The following is a 14071-nucleotide window of genomic DNA, read 5'->3' as shown; positions in this document are numbered from 1 at the left end:
GGGTACCGTGGCGGCATGACGCAACAGCCGCTCTCGATCCTGGTCGCCGGCGCATCCGGCTTCATCGGGACGCCCCTGGTCCGTGCCTTCCGTGACGCCGGCCACCACGTCTCGACGCTGGTCCGGAGGGAACCGCGCACCCCGACCGAGTTCCGCTGGTCGCCCGGCGAACGGCCGCTCGACCCGGCGGTCCTGGACGGTGCCGACGTCGTCGTCAACCTCGCCGGCGCGAGTCTCGGCAAGCTCCCCTGGACGGCCTCGTACCGTCGTGCGATCCGGGCCTCCCGGATCGACTCGACGACGACACTCGTCGAGGCGATGCATGCCGCGGACACCCCGCCGAAGGTCTTCCTGTCCGGCTCCGCGTCCGGCGTGTACGGCGACCGTCCCGTCGACGTGCTCGGTGACGACGCGGCGGTCGGCACCGGGTTCCTCGCCGACGTGTGTCGTGCCTGGGAGGCCGCGGCCGAGCGGGCACCGGAGGGCGTCCGCATCGTCCTGCTCCGCACCGGCATCGTCGTCGGCCAGGGCGGTGGCGCCCTCGCGCCGCTGGTCCCCCTGACGAAGGTCGGCGTCGGCAGTCGGCTCGGCACCGGCGGGCAGTACTGGCCGTGGATCGCGCTCGAGGACGAGGTCGGCGCGATCGTGCACCTCGCCACCGCCGACGACGTCTCCGGCCCGGTGAACCTCGCCGGTCCCGAGCCCGCCGTGGCCGAACGGATCACCAGGCGCGTCGCCGAGGACCTGCACCGCCCCTACCTGTTCCGCGTGCCGGCGTTCGCGCTCCGGGCGGTCCTGAAGGACGCGGCCGACGAGATGCTCCTGTCGAATCAGCGGATGGAACCGACGAAGCTGCTCGAGTCCGGCTACGCGTTCCGCTACACCCGGGCCGAGGACGCGGTCGACGCCGCGTTCTGAGCGACGACCGTCAGCGTGCGTGCGTGAGCGCCGTCCGCATCGCGGCCCGGGCCCGCTTCCGGTCGCCGGCCGCGTCGTAGACCACGCCGAGGCGGTACCAGGCGCGCCAGTCGTCCGGTGCCGCCTCGACCGCGGCGCGGTAGCGCGGGAACACCGCGTCCGCAGCCGACCGGGTGGGCCGTCCCGAGGGCCGCACGTCGACGACGTCGTCCGGAGCACCACCCTCACGCTCGAGCCGGGCCCCGAGCCGGGTGATGCCCAGCCCGAAGCGGAGTTCCAGCACGAGGAGCAGCGCACCGACCAGGGCGATCACGACGAGGGCGACGCCGATGCCGATCCCGACCGGGATCCCCGTCGACAGGAACGCGACCGCACGCTGCCCGACGAGCACGATGTACACGACGAGCAGGACGGTCATCAGCAGCACGCCCCAGAGCGGTGACCGGAGGCCTCGCACGGCCGCCCCCTACCCGATGCCGAGGACGGAGCCGAGCCCGACCGTCAGCCCGCGCATCGACCCGACCGCCTGCAGCGCCGCTCGGATGCCGGGCAGGTAGGCGGTGTCGTCGCCGGTGTCGTGGCGGATGGTCAGGGTCTCGCCGGGGCCGCTCAGCACGACGTCCTGCACGGCCTTCACGCCGGGGAGCCGCAGCGAGTGGATCGGGACGCTCGCGACCTGCTGTCCGCGAGCGCGCTGGTCGACGTGCGGGGCATCCACCGGGCCGACGTCACGACGGGCGTCGGCGATGAGCTCGGCGGTGCGCACCGCGGTGCCGGACGGGGAGTCGATCTTGCCGGCGTGGTGGCTCTCGACGATCTCGACCGAGGGGAACCACGGCGCCGCGATCGTGGCCAGGTGGGTGCCGACCACGGAGCCGACCGAGAAGTTCGGGACGACGAAGACGCCCTGATCGGGCCGCTCCGCCAGCGAAGCGCGGAGCTTCCCGAGCCGCTCCCCCGACCAGCCGGAGGTGCCGACCAGGACGTTCGCGCCGGTGCCCAGGGCGTTCTCGACGATCGCCGGGCTGAGCGCGGGGACGGTGACGTCGACGACGATCCGCGCCCCGGCGAACACCGAGCCGTCGGCCTCGTGCGCGCGGTCCCGCGACGACAGTCGGGCGACGAGTTCGAAGTCGGGCAGTTCCTCGACGACGGCGGCCACGAGGGCGCCGAGCCGACCGGGGGCGCCGACGACGGCGACGGGAGTGACCATGCCCCCATCCTAGGATCGGGGCATGCCCGAGGATCGCAGCCAGGTCACCGTCCGCACCGTCCCCGCCGACGCCCCGGAGGTCGACGTCCTGCTCGACCGGTACCTCGACGAGCGTGCCGCGACCTTCCCGAGCGCGCAGGGCTCGTACACCCGGAAGCGTACGCCGACCGTCGAGCTCACACCCCCGAACGGCACCTTCGTGGTCGCGTACGACGGTGACACGGCAGTCGGCTGTGGCGGGCTCCGCCGCATCGCGGACGACGGCGACGAGGTCCGGTTCGAGGTCAAGCACGTCTTCGTCCTGCCCGAGGGCCGTGGGCACGGTGTCGCGACCGCCGTGATGGACGTCCTGGAGCAGGCCGCGGCGGCCTTCGGCGCGACGAGCATCGTCCTCGACACGAACGACGCGCTCGTCGCCGCCGGTGCGATGTACCGCAGCCGTGGCTACGACCGCGTGCCGGCCTTCAACGACAACCCCAACGCGACCGCCTGGTACCGCAAGCCGGTCCGCTGACGCACCACGGGCCTCCCGGGAGGCACGGTGCCGGTCCGCCGCGCGGGTCGCGACGACGGACGGGCTCCGTCTAGAGCGGCTGCGGCACCGGCAGGCCGGTGCGGAGTTCGACGGGAAGGTGCGCCAGGTCGTTGAGCGTGACGAGCTCGGCGGGCTTCGCCGACCGGATCCGGATGATCGTCAGCGAGCTGTGGGCGACGTTCGTGCCCATCCAGCGCCATTCGGGGGCCTGGAAGACCTCGCGCACGAACCAGCCGATGACGGCGTTGTGGGTGATGAGGAGGTCGTGCCGGTCCTCCATCGCGGGCGTGAACCACTCGGCGACGGCGTCCTCCATCTGTGCCTGCCCGGCGGCGATCTCCTCTTCCGTGACGCCGCCGTACCAGCCCTTGTAGGCGTGCGGCATGTCGGGCGTCGGGCCGGAGGGGATGCAGTCGAACAGCAGCGTGGACGGCTCGGGCTGGATCGCGGGGAGGCGCTGCTGCAGGAAGGACGCGGTCTCGCTCGGGGCGTCGAGCGGGGAGTGCCAGACGCCGTCGAAGGGCACACCGCCCAGTCGGTCGGCGATGAGCATGGCCTGCCGCTTGCCGCGTTCCGAGAGCTTGCCGTCGCGCAGACCGTGCTCGGCGTCCTGGTGTTCGCCGTGCCGGACGAGGTAGAGGTAGTGCGACATCGTGGAGGTCAACCGTCGATCCCGAGCGCCGCTGCCAGGCGCTCGCGCTGGACGTCCCCGACCACGGCCGTCACGGTCGGTCGGGTGAGGAGGTCGCGGGAGAGGTCGAGGACGTCCGCGGCGGTCACGCGGTCCACACGCTCGAGGGCGGTGGCGAGGTCGGTGAACTCCCCCGTGCCGAGCTCCGCCCGGCCGAGGCGGGTCATCCGGGCGTCGGAGTCCTCGAGCGAGAGCGTCAGCGCGCCCTCGATCTGGCCCTTGGCACGGCGGAGCTCCTCGTCCGTGATGCCGTCGTCGGCCATCCGGCGGAACTCGCCGTCGATGATGTCGATGACACCGGCGACGTTGTCGGGCGCGCAGCCCGCGTAGACGCCGAAGGCGCCGTTGTCGAGGTACGCCGGAGCGAAGGACGACACCGCGTACGCCAGACCGCGGCGCTCGCGCACCTCTTGGAACAGCCGGGAGCTCATGCCGCCACCGAGCACGGCGTTGAGCACGCTCAGCACCGGCCGACGGTCGTCCCGCAGGTCGAGCCCCTGCGAGCCACGGAGCATGCTGACCTGCTCGGTCGGGCGGTGCACGACCCGGAGCGAGGACTCCACCGGGTCGGCGGCGGGCTGCGCTTCGCGTCGGGCGAGCGGGCCGGCCGCGGTCGCGTCGGAGAAGACGGCCTCGACCAGGGCGCAGAAGTGGTCGTGGTCGACGGCACCAGCTGCGGTGACGACGATGCCGTTCGGCTCGTAGTGCTCGGCGTAGTGCGCCATCACCTCGTCACGCTGGACCTCACGGATGCTCTCCGGGGTGCCACCGATCGGGCGTCCCAGGGCATGCCCGTCGAAGGTGGCGGCGAAGAAGGCCTCGCCCGCGACGTCGGCCGGGTCGTCCGCGGCCATCGCGAGTTCTTCGAGGATGACCCCACGCTCGATGTCGAACGCCGAGGACTCGAGGGTGGAGTTCGACACCATGTCGCCGATGACCCCCACGGCCATCGGGACGTCCGTGTCCCGCACCCGTGCGTAGTAGCAGGTGTACTCCTTGGCGGTCGCGGCGTTGTGCTCGCCACCGACGGAGTCGAACGCGACGGCGATGTCCAGCGCGCTGCGCTCGGTCGTGCCCTTGAAGAGCAGGTGTTCGAGGAAGTGCGTCGAACCGAACTGGCCGGCCCGTTCGTCCCGGGAGCCGACACCGACCCAGTACCCGATGCTCGTGGAGTGGACGGACGGGACGGATTCGGTGAGCACACGGACGCCCGAGGCGAGAACGGTGCGCCGGACGAGGGCTCCACCGGACGTCACGAAGGACGTTTCCGGGGCCTCGAGCGGCAGCGGCACTGGGCGGTTCATCGTCATGACTCTACTGAAGAGCGGACACCCGTCGCCCAGTTTGACGGCTCGGTGGGGCACGGCGCACCCGATGGGGGACAAAAAATGTGGACAGACCGACTCGTCTGTCTGTCCTCCTTGTGCTACTGTGGTGTCACCGGATCGAGAGCCCCCCTAGATCTCGATCCGGTGGCTCGGGACATCAGTCCTGCGCGGCAACGAGTCCCCCCACTCCGCCGCGGAGCCGATGATCCAAGGAGAGCCACGCTGTGACGGTCGATTCCCCCCAACCGACCGTCCAGCGTCTCCTGGGTCAGCGTCTGCAAGGACCGGCCCTGAGCACACAGAACCTTCCGTCGCCGGACGGGTCGAGCGTCCCCCCGGCTCCCCGTTCCGGCGGCGCGAAGGTCCGCATCCTCGAGACGGCCCTCCGACTGTTCTACGAAGAGGGCATCCGCGGCGTCGGCGTCGACCGGCTCATCTCCGAGGCGAGCGTCACGAAGGCGACGTTCTACAAGCACTACGGCTCGAAGGACAACCTGATCCTCGCCTACATGCACGAGCAGCACGCCCGCGAGCAGGCCGTGATGGACCGCATCGTCGCCGGTGCGGACGCGCCGGAGTCGGCCGTCCGCGCCTGGGTCGACGCCCTCGCGACCGAGGTCAACCAGGCCGAGTTCCGTGGCTGCGCGTTCCTCAACGCCGCTGCGGAGTACCACGACCCCCGCGACCCGGTCCGGCAGGTCGTCGCCATGCATCGCGACTGGTACACGGAGCGACTGGGTGACCTGTTGCAGGATGCCGGTCACCCGCTTCCCGGCGACGGCGCCGACGAACTCATGCTCGCGCGCGACGGCGCGATGAGCGGTGCCTACGCCGGCGACGCGATCGCCGCGACGGCCGCCCTCGGTCGGGTGGCCGAACGCGTGCTCGCCGCCTGAGCAGTCCGACCGGACGTTCCCCGGTTCCGTCGGGCCAGCGGGTGTTGGCTTGCGAGCATGACCAACGACCCCAACTGGAACCTGCCGGACGTCCCCACCTTCGAACTGACCAGCCCCGAGTTCACCGACGGCGGCGCCCTGCCGCAGGAGGCCCGTGGCGGCGACGCCGGCGGTGCCGACCGCTCCCCCGAGCTGGCATGGTCCGGCGCACCGGAGGGCACCCGGAGCTTCGTCCTCACCGTGTACGACCCGGACGCACCGACCGGCTCCGGCTTCTGGCACTGGACCCTGTCGGACATCCCCACCTCGGTCACCTCGCTTCCGCAGGGCGCCGGCACCGATGACGCACTGCTGCCCGAGGGTGCCACGCGTCGCCGGAACGAGTTCGGTACGGACACCTTCCTCGGTGCCGCTCCGCCCGCCGGCCACGGCCCGCACCGCTACTTCTTCACGCTGAGCGCGCTCGACGTCCCGACGCTCGAGGTGCCCGCCGAGGCGACCCCCGCCGTCGTCGGCTTCATGTTCCGCGAACACCTGCTCGGCCGCGCGCAGCTCGTGGGCATCCAGGAGACCCCGGCGTCCTGACCCGAGCGGGTCCGGTCCGGCCGGCACTGCCGGGAGGCCCGCCCCACCACACGACAACGGCCGCCGTCCAGCAGGACGGCGGCCGTTGTGGCGCTGGAGCTGATCAGGGATCAGCCTTCGGCGGGGACCTCGGTGTGGGTGCCGTGGTCGTCGCGACCCTCGGTGTCGACCTCGTCAGCCACGACCGGGGCGAGCGAGAGCTTGCCGCGGTCGTCCACCTTGGTGACCTCGACCAGGATCTTCTGGCCGACGCCCAGGACGTCCTCGACGTTCTCGACGCGCTTGCCACCGGCGAGCTTGCGGACCTCGGAGACGTGCAGCAGACCGTCACGGCCGGGCATCAGCGACACGAAGGCACCGAACGTCGCGATCTTGACGACCGTGCCGAGGAACTGGTCCCCGATCTCCGGGTTCGTCGGGTTCGCGATCGCGTTGACCTGCGCACGCGCGGCCTCGGCGGACGGACCGTCGACGGCACCGATGTACACCGTGCCGTCGTCCTCGATCGAGATGTCGGCGCCCGTGGTGTCCTGGATGCCGTTGATCGTCTTGCCCTTCGGGCCGATCAGCTCGCCGATCTTATCGACCGGGATGTTGACCGAGATCACGCGCGGGGCGGTGTCGGCCATCTCGTCCGGGCCGTCGATGGCCTCGTTCAGCACACCGAGGATGGCCGAACGGGCCTCCTTGGCCTGCTTCAGCGCGGCATCGAGCACCGACGACGGGATGCCGTCGAGCTTGGTGTCGAGCTGGATGGCGGTGACGAACTCGGAGGTACCGGCGACCTTGAAGTCCATGTCACCGAGTGCGTCCTCGGCACCGAGGATGTCGGTCAGCGCCGCGTAGCGGGTCTGACCGTCGACGGTGTCGGAGACCAGGCCCATCGCGATGCCCGCGACGGGGGCCTTGAGGGGCACACCGGCGTTGAGCAGCGACAGGGTCGAGGCGCAGACGGATCCCATCGAGGTGGAACCGTTGGAGCTGAGCGCCTCGGAGACCTGACGGATCGCGTAGGGGAACTCCTCGCGCGACGGCAGCACCGGCACGAGGGCGCGCTCGGCGAGGAAGCCGTGCCCGATCTCGCGACGCTTCGGCGAACCGACACGGCCGGTCTCACCGGTCGAGTACGGCGGGAAGTTGTAGTGGTGCAGGTAGCGCTTCTTCGTGATGGGCGACAGCGAGTCGATCTGCTGCTCCATCTTGAGCATGTTCAGCGTGGTGACGCCGAGGATCTGCGTCTCGCCGCGCTGGAACACCGCGGAACCGTGGACGCGCGGGATCACGGCGACCTCGGCGTCGAGCGGACGGATGTCGGCGAGCCCACGACCGTCCATGCGGACCTGCTCGGTCAGGATGCGGCCGCGGACGACCTTCTTCGTGACCGACTTGTACGCGGCGCTGACCTGGCTGTTCGCGACCTCGGGCAGCGTGCCCGCGGAGACCTGCTCGGCGATGGCGGCCTTGACACGCGACTTGAGCGCGTCGTCGGCGTCCTGCCGCTCGGTCTTGCCGGCGATCTTGTAGACGTCACCGAGCTCGGAGAGCGCGAGGGACTCGACGGCCGCGTAGACCTCGTCGGCGTACGGCGGGAAGACCGGGTAGTCCTGGATCTCCTTGGCCGACTGAGCGGCGAGCTTCGCCTGCGCCTCGACGAGCGCCTTGAGGAACGGCTTGGCCGCTTCGAGGCCCTGCGCGACGACGGACTCGTCGGGCTTGGTGGCGCCGCCCTGGATGAGGTCCCAGCTGTGCTCGGTGGCCTCGGCCTCGACCATCATGATCGCGACGTCTTCGTTGCCGGCTTCGTCGGTGACGACGCGGCCCGCGACGGTGAGGTCGAAGACGGCCTCGGCCAGCTGCGAGGCCTTCGGGAACGCGACCCACTGGTCGGTGCCGTTCGCGCCCGGGATCAGCGCGAGACGCACACCGGCGATCGGGCCGGAGAACGGCAGACCGGAGATCTGCGTCGACGCGGACGCGGCGTTGATGGCCAGCGCGTCGTAGAACTCGTCCGGCGCGATGCTCAGGACGGTGATGACGATCTGGACCTCGTTGCGGAGGCCGTCGACGAACGACGGACGCAGCGGCCGGTCGATGAGGCGGCAGACGAGGATCGCCTCGGTGCTGGGGCGGCCTTCCCGGCGGAAGAACGAGCCGGGGATCTTGCCGGCTGCGTACGAGCGCTCTTCGACGTCGACCGTCAGCGGGAAGAAGTCGAAGCCCTCACGCGGGTGCTTGCCGGCGCTGGTGGCCGAGAGCAGCATGGTCTCTTCGTCGAGGTACGCGGCGACGGCACCCTGTGCCTGCTGCGCGAGACGACCGGTCTCGAACCGGACCGTCCTGGTGCCGAAGCGACCGTTGTCGATGGTCGCTTCCGCGAACTTGATCTCGGGACCCTCCATAGAGGATGCCTCCTTGCGTGTGTGGTGCAGCAGACCAGGCCTCGGGCACACTCGTGCACGTGCGCTCCACGACGCGGAACGCATGTCTGGCCAGCAGTAGAAGCACACGGGACGAGGACCGGCCCGGACGCCACCACCGATGACCAGCTTCGTGCCGGTCTGCGTGCGATGTCGTGATTCGTCTCGGGGAACGGTCCCCAGACCAGCCGACCTTAGCATTCCGGGATGGACGAGCGGCGGTGCTCCAGGCGAACGGGCGTGTCCTCACCTAGCCTGCGGGGATGCGTCGGAACCCTGCCCTCGTCCGTCGGCCACACGGGCGGCACGTCCTCCTCGCCGTGACCGTGCTCGTGGGGGCCCTGGTCGTCCCGGTGGTCACTTCCGCACCGGCGTCCGCCACCGACTACCCGACGTGGCAGGACGTGCAGCGCGCGGAGGGGAACGAGCAGGCCAAGCAGGCCGAGGTCACGAAGGTCCGGGCAGCCCTGGAGTCGGTGCAGGCAGAGGCGGCCGCGAAGTCGCAGGTCGCCCTCGACCGGTCCGCGGAGGCGACGCAGGCCGAGGCGGACCTGGCCGAGGCCACCCGGACGGCCACGAGCCTCCAGGCCCATGCCCACCAGGCTGCAGCGACCGCCGAGCGCGCGCAGACACGGGCGGGACGGCTGGCCGCGGACCTGTACCGCGACGGCTCGACCGACCAGATGACCACCCGGATCGCGACGGCGGGGAACCCGGACGCTCTCCTCTACCAGCTGGGCGCGCTCGACCAGCTGTCCACGACCTGGGCCGGCGTGCTGGACGACGCCGCCGTCTCGGCGAAGACGGCATCCTCGCTGCACGACCAGGCCGCCCGGGCCGAGGACGAGCGCGCCTCGCTCGCCGCGGACGCCGAGGCGAAGGCCGCGACGGCGAAGGCGGCGCAGCAGCGCGCGGACGCGGCGGTCGCGTCGACCGAGTCGCACAGTGACGAGCTCTACGCGCAGCTCGCGACACTCCGGGACTCGACGGCCGAGACGCAGCGTCGCTACGAGGTCGGACAGGCGGTCGCCGCACAGGCGGCAGCACAGGCCGCGGCAGCGAGGGCCGCCGCCCGGGCAGCAGCGGCAGCCGCGGCGGCACCCACCTCGACCGGGGGCTCGGCATCGGCCGGCAACGCCTACCCGAGCACCGAGGGGGTCACGGTCGACCCGGCCGGCGCGCAGGCCTACGCGCGGAGCGTGCTCGGCAGCTACGGCTGGGGCGACGACCAGTTCGGCTGCCTGGTGTCACTGTGGACGCAGGAGTCCGGTTGGCGCGCGAACGCCCTGAACTCGTCGAGTGGTGCCTACGGGATCCCGCAGGCACTCCCCGCGTCGAAGCTCGCCGCCGCCGGTGCGGACTGGCGGACGAACGCGCAGACGCAGGTCAACTGGGGCCTCGCGTACATCAAGAGCAGCTACGGCACGCCGTGCGGTGCCTGGGGTCACGAGATGAGCGTCGACCCGCACTGGTACTGACCCCGACGCAGAGCAGCTACTGCTGGCGCTGCATCCCGCCGAGCAGCGACGCGAAGTCCACGACCTCGGGCAGGGCGTCCGCCTGCTGCGGCTGCCGACGGGAGGCCCGCATCATCCACGCCAGGTCGGTTCCGGCCCGGCGGATGCGCGCGTCGAGCGTGCCCGCGTCGTCGCTCCCCCAGTCGTCCGTCGCCGCGAAGACCCCGGTGGGGACGACCGCGGCGCGGAGGTAGGCGAAGACCGGGCGGATGCCGTGTTCGAGGGCGAGCGAGTGCCGTGCGGTGCCGCCGGTGGCCCCGAGCAGCACCGGCATGTCGGCGAGGGCGTCCTTGTCGAGGACGTCGAGGAAGGACTTCGCCAGGCCGCTCATGCCGGCGGTGAAGACCGGGGTGACGAAGACGACCGCATCCGCCTCGACGACCGTCGCCATCGCGGTGGTCAGGGCCGGGGCGGCGAAGCGCGTGAGCATGGCGTCGGTGATCTCGTGCGCGAGCGGTCGGAGGTCGACGTTCCGCAACTCGACCGGGTCGCCGGTGGTCGACAGCGCGTCGACGGTCGCGGCGCCGAGGCGGTCGGCGAGCAGGCGGGTCGAGCTGGGCTCGGAGAGACCGGCGGAGACGACGGCGATGGTGGTCATGGGGATTCCCGACTTTCGATGCGTTTGCATGAACCATAGCAGGAACCCGGGGAGGCCGACGTGCATTCCCGTGGTCGCACGCGGAACGACAGAAGCCCCGTCCCTCACGGAGAGGAACGGGGCTTCCGATCAGCAGGGCTGCACGACGGCAGCGCTCCTGGTACGACTAGCGGCGCAGGCCGAGACGCTCGATGAGCGTGCGGTAGCGGGCGATGTCGACGTCGGAGAGGTACCCGAGGAGACGGCGGCGCTGACCGACCATGAGGAGCAGGCCACGACGCGAGTGGTGGTCGTGCTTGTGCTCCTTGAGGTGCTCGTTCAGGTCGTTGATACGACGCGTCAGAACGGCGACCTGGACCTCGGGGGATCCGGTGTCGCCCGGGTGGGTCGCGTACTCTTCGATGATCTCCTGCTTGATCTTGGCGTCAAGTGCCATGGAGGATCCCCTTTCCTGCTCTGCGTGAGAGCTCTGTCCGTTGCGCGGTGCCCACACCTGATGCGTGAGCGCTCTTGATCCGCGGCCGTTCGACGGCAACCGCACGAGCATACCAGAGCAGGGACGCGTCGACGGGACCCGGCCGCTCAGACGGTCCGCGCCCGCAGGGGCCTGCGGCGCCGACGTCGCTCCGGGAGCAGACTCCGCACGAACCCGACGAGCGTCGCCCCGAGCAGGCCGCCCATGCCGTTCGACAGCACGTCGCGGGGATCGGCCACGCGGTACGGCAGGTACTCGGCCTGCGCGAACTCGATCCCGACCGACAGCCCGACGGCGATCAGCGCGCCGAGGATCCACCAGCGACGGGGCAGCCACAGCGCGGCGATGAGCCCGACCGGCACGAACATCGCGACGTTCGCCAGGAACTCGGTGCGGTCGTACGTGAACCAGGCACCGTGCGGCAGGTGCTGCACCCAGGCGACAGCGTGCAGGACGAGGGAGTTCTCGGCCGAGGTGAACACGTGCGGGGTCAGCGTCATCCGCCAGATCACCCAGGCGTAGCCGCCCGTCAGGGCCAGGAGGAGGAGTTTCCGCAACATCCGGTCAGTCTGGGGCACGACTGCTGGGCAGCACCCTGGCATCACATGACGATGGGATGGGAACATGACGGCAGCAGCGGATGCGGGTCGGGGCGACGCGCGACAGGGAGGAACGGCCGATGCCGAGACCGCAACGGACCTCGTCCACGCGCCAGTGGGTCTGGATCGGGGTCGTCGGCGCGCTCGTCGTCGCCGTCGTCGTGGCGGTGAGCGTGGTGCTGCCGCATGCCGGAGACCGTCCGGTCGCGCACCGCCGGAGCGTCGCCGAGGCGTGGCCCGGCGGCCTCGCCCGCCAGCCCTCGACCGCGAACCAGGCACGCTGGCACGAGACGGCCGCGCGGAAGGCGGGTCGGGCCTCCACCGCGGACCGTCTCGCCGTGATCGCCGACCAGCCGATCGCCACCTGGCTGACGAACTCGTCCGTCCCCGAGACGGTCGCGACCGTGCGGAGCGTCCTGGCGGCGGCGCGTGAGCAGCGGAAGACCCCGGTCTTCGTGCTGTACGCCATCCCCGACCGCGACTGCGGGCACTGGTCGCGGGGCGGTACCGCGGAGGACGCCTACCTGCCGTGGGTCCGTGCCGTCGTCCGGGTACTCGCGGGCTCGCACGCGGTCGTCCTGGTCGAACCGGACTCGATCGCGCAGATCGCGGTCTGCGAGCGGCTGCGGGACACCCGGCTGCCGCTCCTCCGCAAGGCGGTGACGGCGCTCACCGGCCACGGGTTGACGGTGTACCTGGACGGCGGCAACGAGAACCGGGTGCCGGTCGCGACGATGGCCGACTGGCTGCGGCGCGCGGGCGTCGACCGTGTGCAGGGCTTCTCGACCAACGTGTCGAACTTCTACCGGGTCGACCAGGAGCGCGCCTACGCCGACGAACTCGCCGACGCGATCGGCGGGGACCCGCACTTCGTCATCGACGTCTCACGGAACGGCCGGGGTTGGCGGGGCGACTGGTGCAACCCCGAGGGCGCCGGCCTCGGGCAGCTCCCCCACGTCACGCTCGGCACGACCCGGCTCGACGCGCTGCTCTGGGTGAAGACACCCGGTCTGAGCGACGGCAGCTGCAACGGCGGACCGGCCGCGGGGCAGTGGTGGGAGTCCTACGCGCTCGCCCTGGTCGCGAACCGCAAGCGCGGCTGACGCGCGGACGACGGCCGGGAGGCCCGTCACCGGTCCGGCTGTCGGCCGCCGGTGGTTGCATGTCGCCATGACCAGCCGCCACCTGCGTTCCGTCGTCCCGCCGTACCTGCTGCGCGCCGTCGCGGCCGCACCGACGGACCGCTTCCCGCGCGCCGCCTCGGCGGCACGGACCGCGCTCGCCTCGATGGACCGCGTCCAGGAGCCGAAGCAGGTCACCGGCCTCCGCGCGCCCCGGACCGCCGGCACGCCCGACGCCTCGCCGCAGCGGACGATCTCCACCGCCGCCGGCACGACCACCCTGCCGGGCACGGTCGTCCGACGCGAGGGCGACGGCGACACCGGGGACGCCGCCACCGACGAGGCGTACGCGGGGCTCGGTGCGACGCACGCGTTCTGGCTCGACGTCTTCGGACGGGTCTCCATCGACGGTGCCGGGCTGCCCCTCGAGGCCACCGTGCACTACGGCCAGGAGTACGACAACGCCTACTGGGACGGGCAGCGGATGGTCTTCGGGGACGGGGACGGCGAGGTCTTCCGACGCTTCACCGTCGCGGTCGACGTGATCGGCCACGAGCTCGCCCACGGTGTCACGCAGTACACGGCCGACCTGGTCTACCAGGGGCAGTCCGGGGCGCTCAACGAGTCGATGAGCGACGTCTTCGGCTCCCTCGTCGCCCAGTACGCGGCCGGGCAGACCGCCGAGCAGGCGACCTGGTTGATCGGGGAGGGGCTCTTCACCGACGCCGTGCACGGTGTCGCGCTGCGCTCGATGCGGGCGCCGGGGACCGCCTACGACGACCCGGTGCTCGGCGAGGACCCGCAGCCGGCGACCATGGCCGGCTACGTCGAGACCACCGAGGACCAGGGTGGCGTGCACCTGAACTCCGGCATCCCGAACCACGCGTTCTTCCTCGCCGCGACCACGATCGGCGGCCCGGCCTGGGTCGGCGCCGGGCAGGTGTGGTGGGACGCCCTGACGTCGGCCGAGGTGTCGGCGTCCATCGACTTCGCCGGGTTCGCGGCCGTCACGGTGCGGGCGGCGGTGACCCGCTTCGGGGCGGACTCGCACGAACACGCCGCGGTCACCGACGCCTGGCGCTCGGTGGGCGTCCTGTCCTGACGCGGGGCGGCACGGGCTGCGGCGGGGGTGCGGCGAGGAAGAACGCGTGGTTCGGGATGCCGGAGTTCAGGTGCAC

At 71.6% G+C, this 14071-nt stretch carries 15 protein-coding genes; 7 read left to right on the top strand and 8 right to left on the bottom strand.

Going from position 1 to position 14071, the window contains the following annotated elements; translation table 11 throughout:
* Positions 1–15: 15 nt before the first annotated feature.
* Entirely contained in the window at positions 16–918 is a 903-nt protein-coding gene (locus DEJ24_RS12350) for a TIGR01777 family oxidoreductase (protein ID WP_111078870.1), read from the top strand.
* A gap of 10 nt (positions 919–928) precedes the next feature.
* Here DEJ24_RS12350 and DEJ24_RS12345 read toward each other — a convergent pair whose 3' ends face one another.
* On the bottom strand, positions 929–1336 hold the full coding sequence (locus DEJ24_RS12345) for a tetratricopeptide repeat protein (RefSeq protein ID WP_111078935.1): 408 nt from the start codon (positions 1334–1336) through the stop codon (positions 929–931).
* 48 nt (positions 1337–1384) lie between these two features.
* Positions 1385–2131 (bottom strand): 4-hydroxy-tetrahydrodipicolinate reductase, encoded by a 747-nt coding sequence (locus DEJ24_RS12340; protein WP_111078869.1) that lies wholly within the window; start codon positions 2129–2131, stop codon positions 1385–1387.
* 22 nt (positions 2132–2153) lie between these two features.
* On the opposite strand from DEJ24_RS12340, the gene DEJ24_RS12335 reads away from it, so the two are divergent.
* Positions 2154–2645 carry a GNAT family N-acetyltransferase gene (locus tag DEJ24_RS12335; RefSeq protein ID WP_111078868.1) on the top strand — a complete coding sequence of 164 codons (492 nt, stop codon included), beginning with the start codon at positions 2154–2156 and terminating at the stop codon, positions 2643–2645.
* Positions 2646–2715: 70 nt separating this feature from the next.
* Here DEJ24_RS12335 and DEJ24_RS12330 read toward each other — a convergent pair whose 3' ends face one another.
* Both DEJ24_RS12330 and DEJ24_RS12325 read right to left on the bottom strand, forming a co-directional pair.
* Positions 2716–3318 (bottom strand): histidine phosphatase family protein, encoded by a 603-nt coding sequence (locus DEJ24_RS12330; protein WP_111045055.1) that lies wholly within the window; start codon positions 3316–3318, stop codon positions 2716–2718.
* A gap of 8 nt (positions 3319–3326) precedes the next feature.
* Positions 3327–4661 (bottom strand): pitrilysin family protein, encoded by a 1335-nt coding sequence (locus tag DEJ24_RS12325; RefSeq protein ID WP_111078934.1) that lies wholly within the window; start codon positions 4659–4661, stop codon positions 3327–3329.
* Positions 4662–4909: 248 nt separating this feature from the next.
* On the opposite strand from DEJ24_RS12325, the gene DEJ24_RS12320 reads away from it, so the two are divergent.
* Both DEJ24_RS12320 and DEJ24_RS12315 read left to right on the top strand, forming a co-directional pair.
* Positions 4910–5581: a TetR/AcrR family transcriptional regulator gene (locus DEJ24_RS12320; RefSeq protein WP_110904773.1), complete on the top strand. Its 672-nt coding sequence runs from the start codon at positions 4910–4912 to the stop codon at positions 5579–5581.
* 57 nt (positions 5582–5638) lie between these two features.
* On the top strand, positions 5639–6166 hold the full coding sequence (locus DEJ24_RS12315; RefSeq protein WP_111078867.1) for a YbhB/YbcL family Raf kinase inhibitor-like protein: 528 nt from the start codon (positions 5639–5641) through the stop codon (positions 6164–6166).
* 110 nt (positions 6167–6276) lie between these two features.
* On the opposite strand, the gene DEJ24_RS12310 is transcribed toward DEJ24_RS12315, so the two are convergent.
* Complete coding sequence (locus DEJ24_RS12310) at positions 6277–8565, bottom strand: polyribonucleotide nucleotidyltransferase (protein WP_110904775.1); 2289 nt, start codon at positions 8563–8565, stop codon at positions 6277–6279.
* Positions 8566–8846: 281 nt separating this feature from the next.
* On the opposite strand from DEJ24_RS12310, the gene DEJ24_RS12305 reads away from it, so the two are divergent.
* On the top strand, positions 8847–10061 hold the full coding sequence (locus DEJ24_RS12305) for a hypothetical protein (protein WP_146245980.1): 1215 nt from the start codon (positions 8847–8849) through the stop codon (positions 10059–10061).
* A gap of 16 nt (positions 10062–10077) precedes the next feature.
* Here DEJ24_RS12305 and DEJ24_RS12300 read toward each other — a convergent pair whose 3' ends face one another.
* The 3 genes from DEJ24_RS12300 to DEJ24_RS12290 form a co-directional block, all read right to left on the bottom strand.
* Positions 10078–10698: a CE1759 family FMN reductase gene (locus DEJ24_RS12300; protein WP_111078865.1), complete on the bottom strand. Its 621-nt coding sequence runs from the start codon at positions 10696–10698 to the stop codon at positions 10078–10080.
* Between the two features lie 166 nt (positions 10699–10864).
* Positions 10865–11134: a 30S ribosomal protein S15 gene (rpsO, locus tag DEJ24_RS12295; protein ID WP_110904777.1), complete on the bottom strand. Its 270-nt coding sequence runs from the start codon at positions 11132–11134 to the stop codon at positions 10865–10867.
* A 146-nt stretch (positions 11135–11280) separates the two neighbouring features.
* Positions 11281–11733 carry a VanZ family protein gene (locus tag DEJ24_RS12290; RefSeq protein ID WP_110904778.1) on the bottom strand — a complete coding sequence of 151 codons (453 nt, stop codon included), beginning with the start codon at positions 11731–11733 and terminating at the stop codon, positions 11281–11283.
* Between the two features lie 119 nt (positions 11734–11852).
* Between DEJ24_RS12290 and DEJ24_RS12285 the strand changes: the two genes are divergently transcribed.
* A complete protein-coding gene (locus tag DEJ24_RS12285) occupies positions 11853–12875 on the top strand; it encodes a glycoside hydrolase family 6 protein (RefSeq protein ID WP_111078864.1) in 1023 nt (340 codons plus the stop codon).
* Between the two features lie 67 nt (positions 12876–12942).
* Complete coding sequence (locus DEJ24_RS12280; protein WP_111078863.1) at positions 12943–13995, top strand: M4 family metallopeptidase; 1053 nt, start codon at positions 12943–12945, stop codon at positions 13993–13995.
* The last annotated feature ends 76 nt before the right edge of the window (positions 13996–14071 follow it).

The sequence above is a fragment of the Curtobacterium sp. MCPF17_001 genome (assembly GCF_003234615.1).
Classification (GTDB): domain Bacteria; phylum Actinomycetota; class Actinomycetes; order Actinomycetales; family Microbacteriaceae; genus Curtobacterium.
This window is presented reverse-complemented; position numbering and strand designations above follow the sequence as displayed.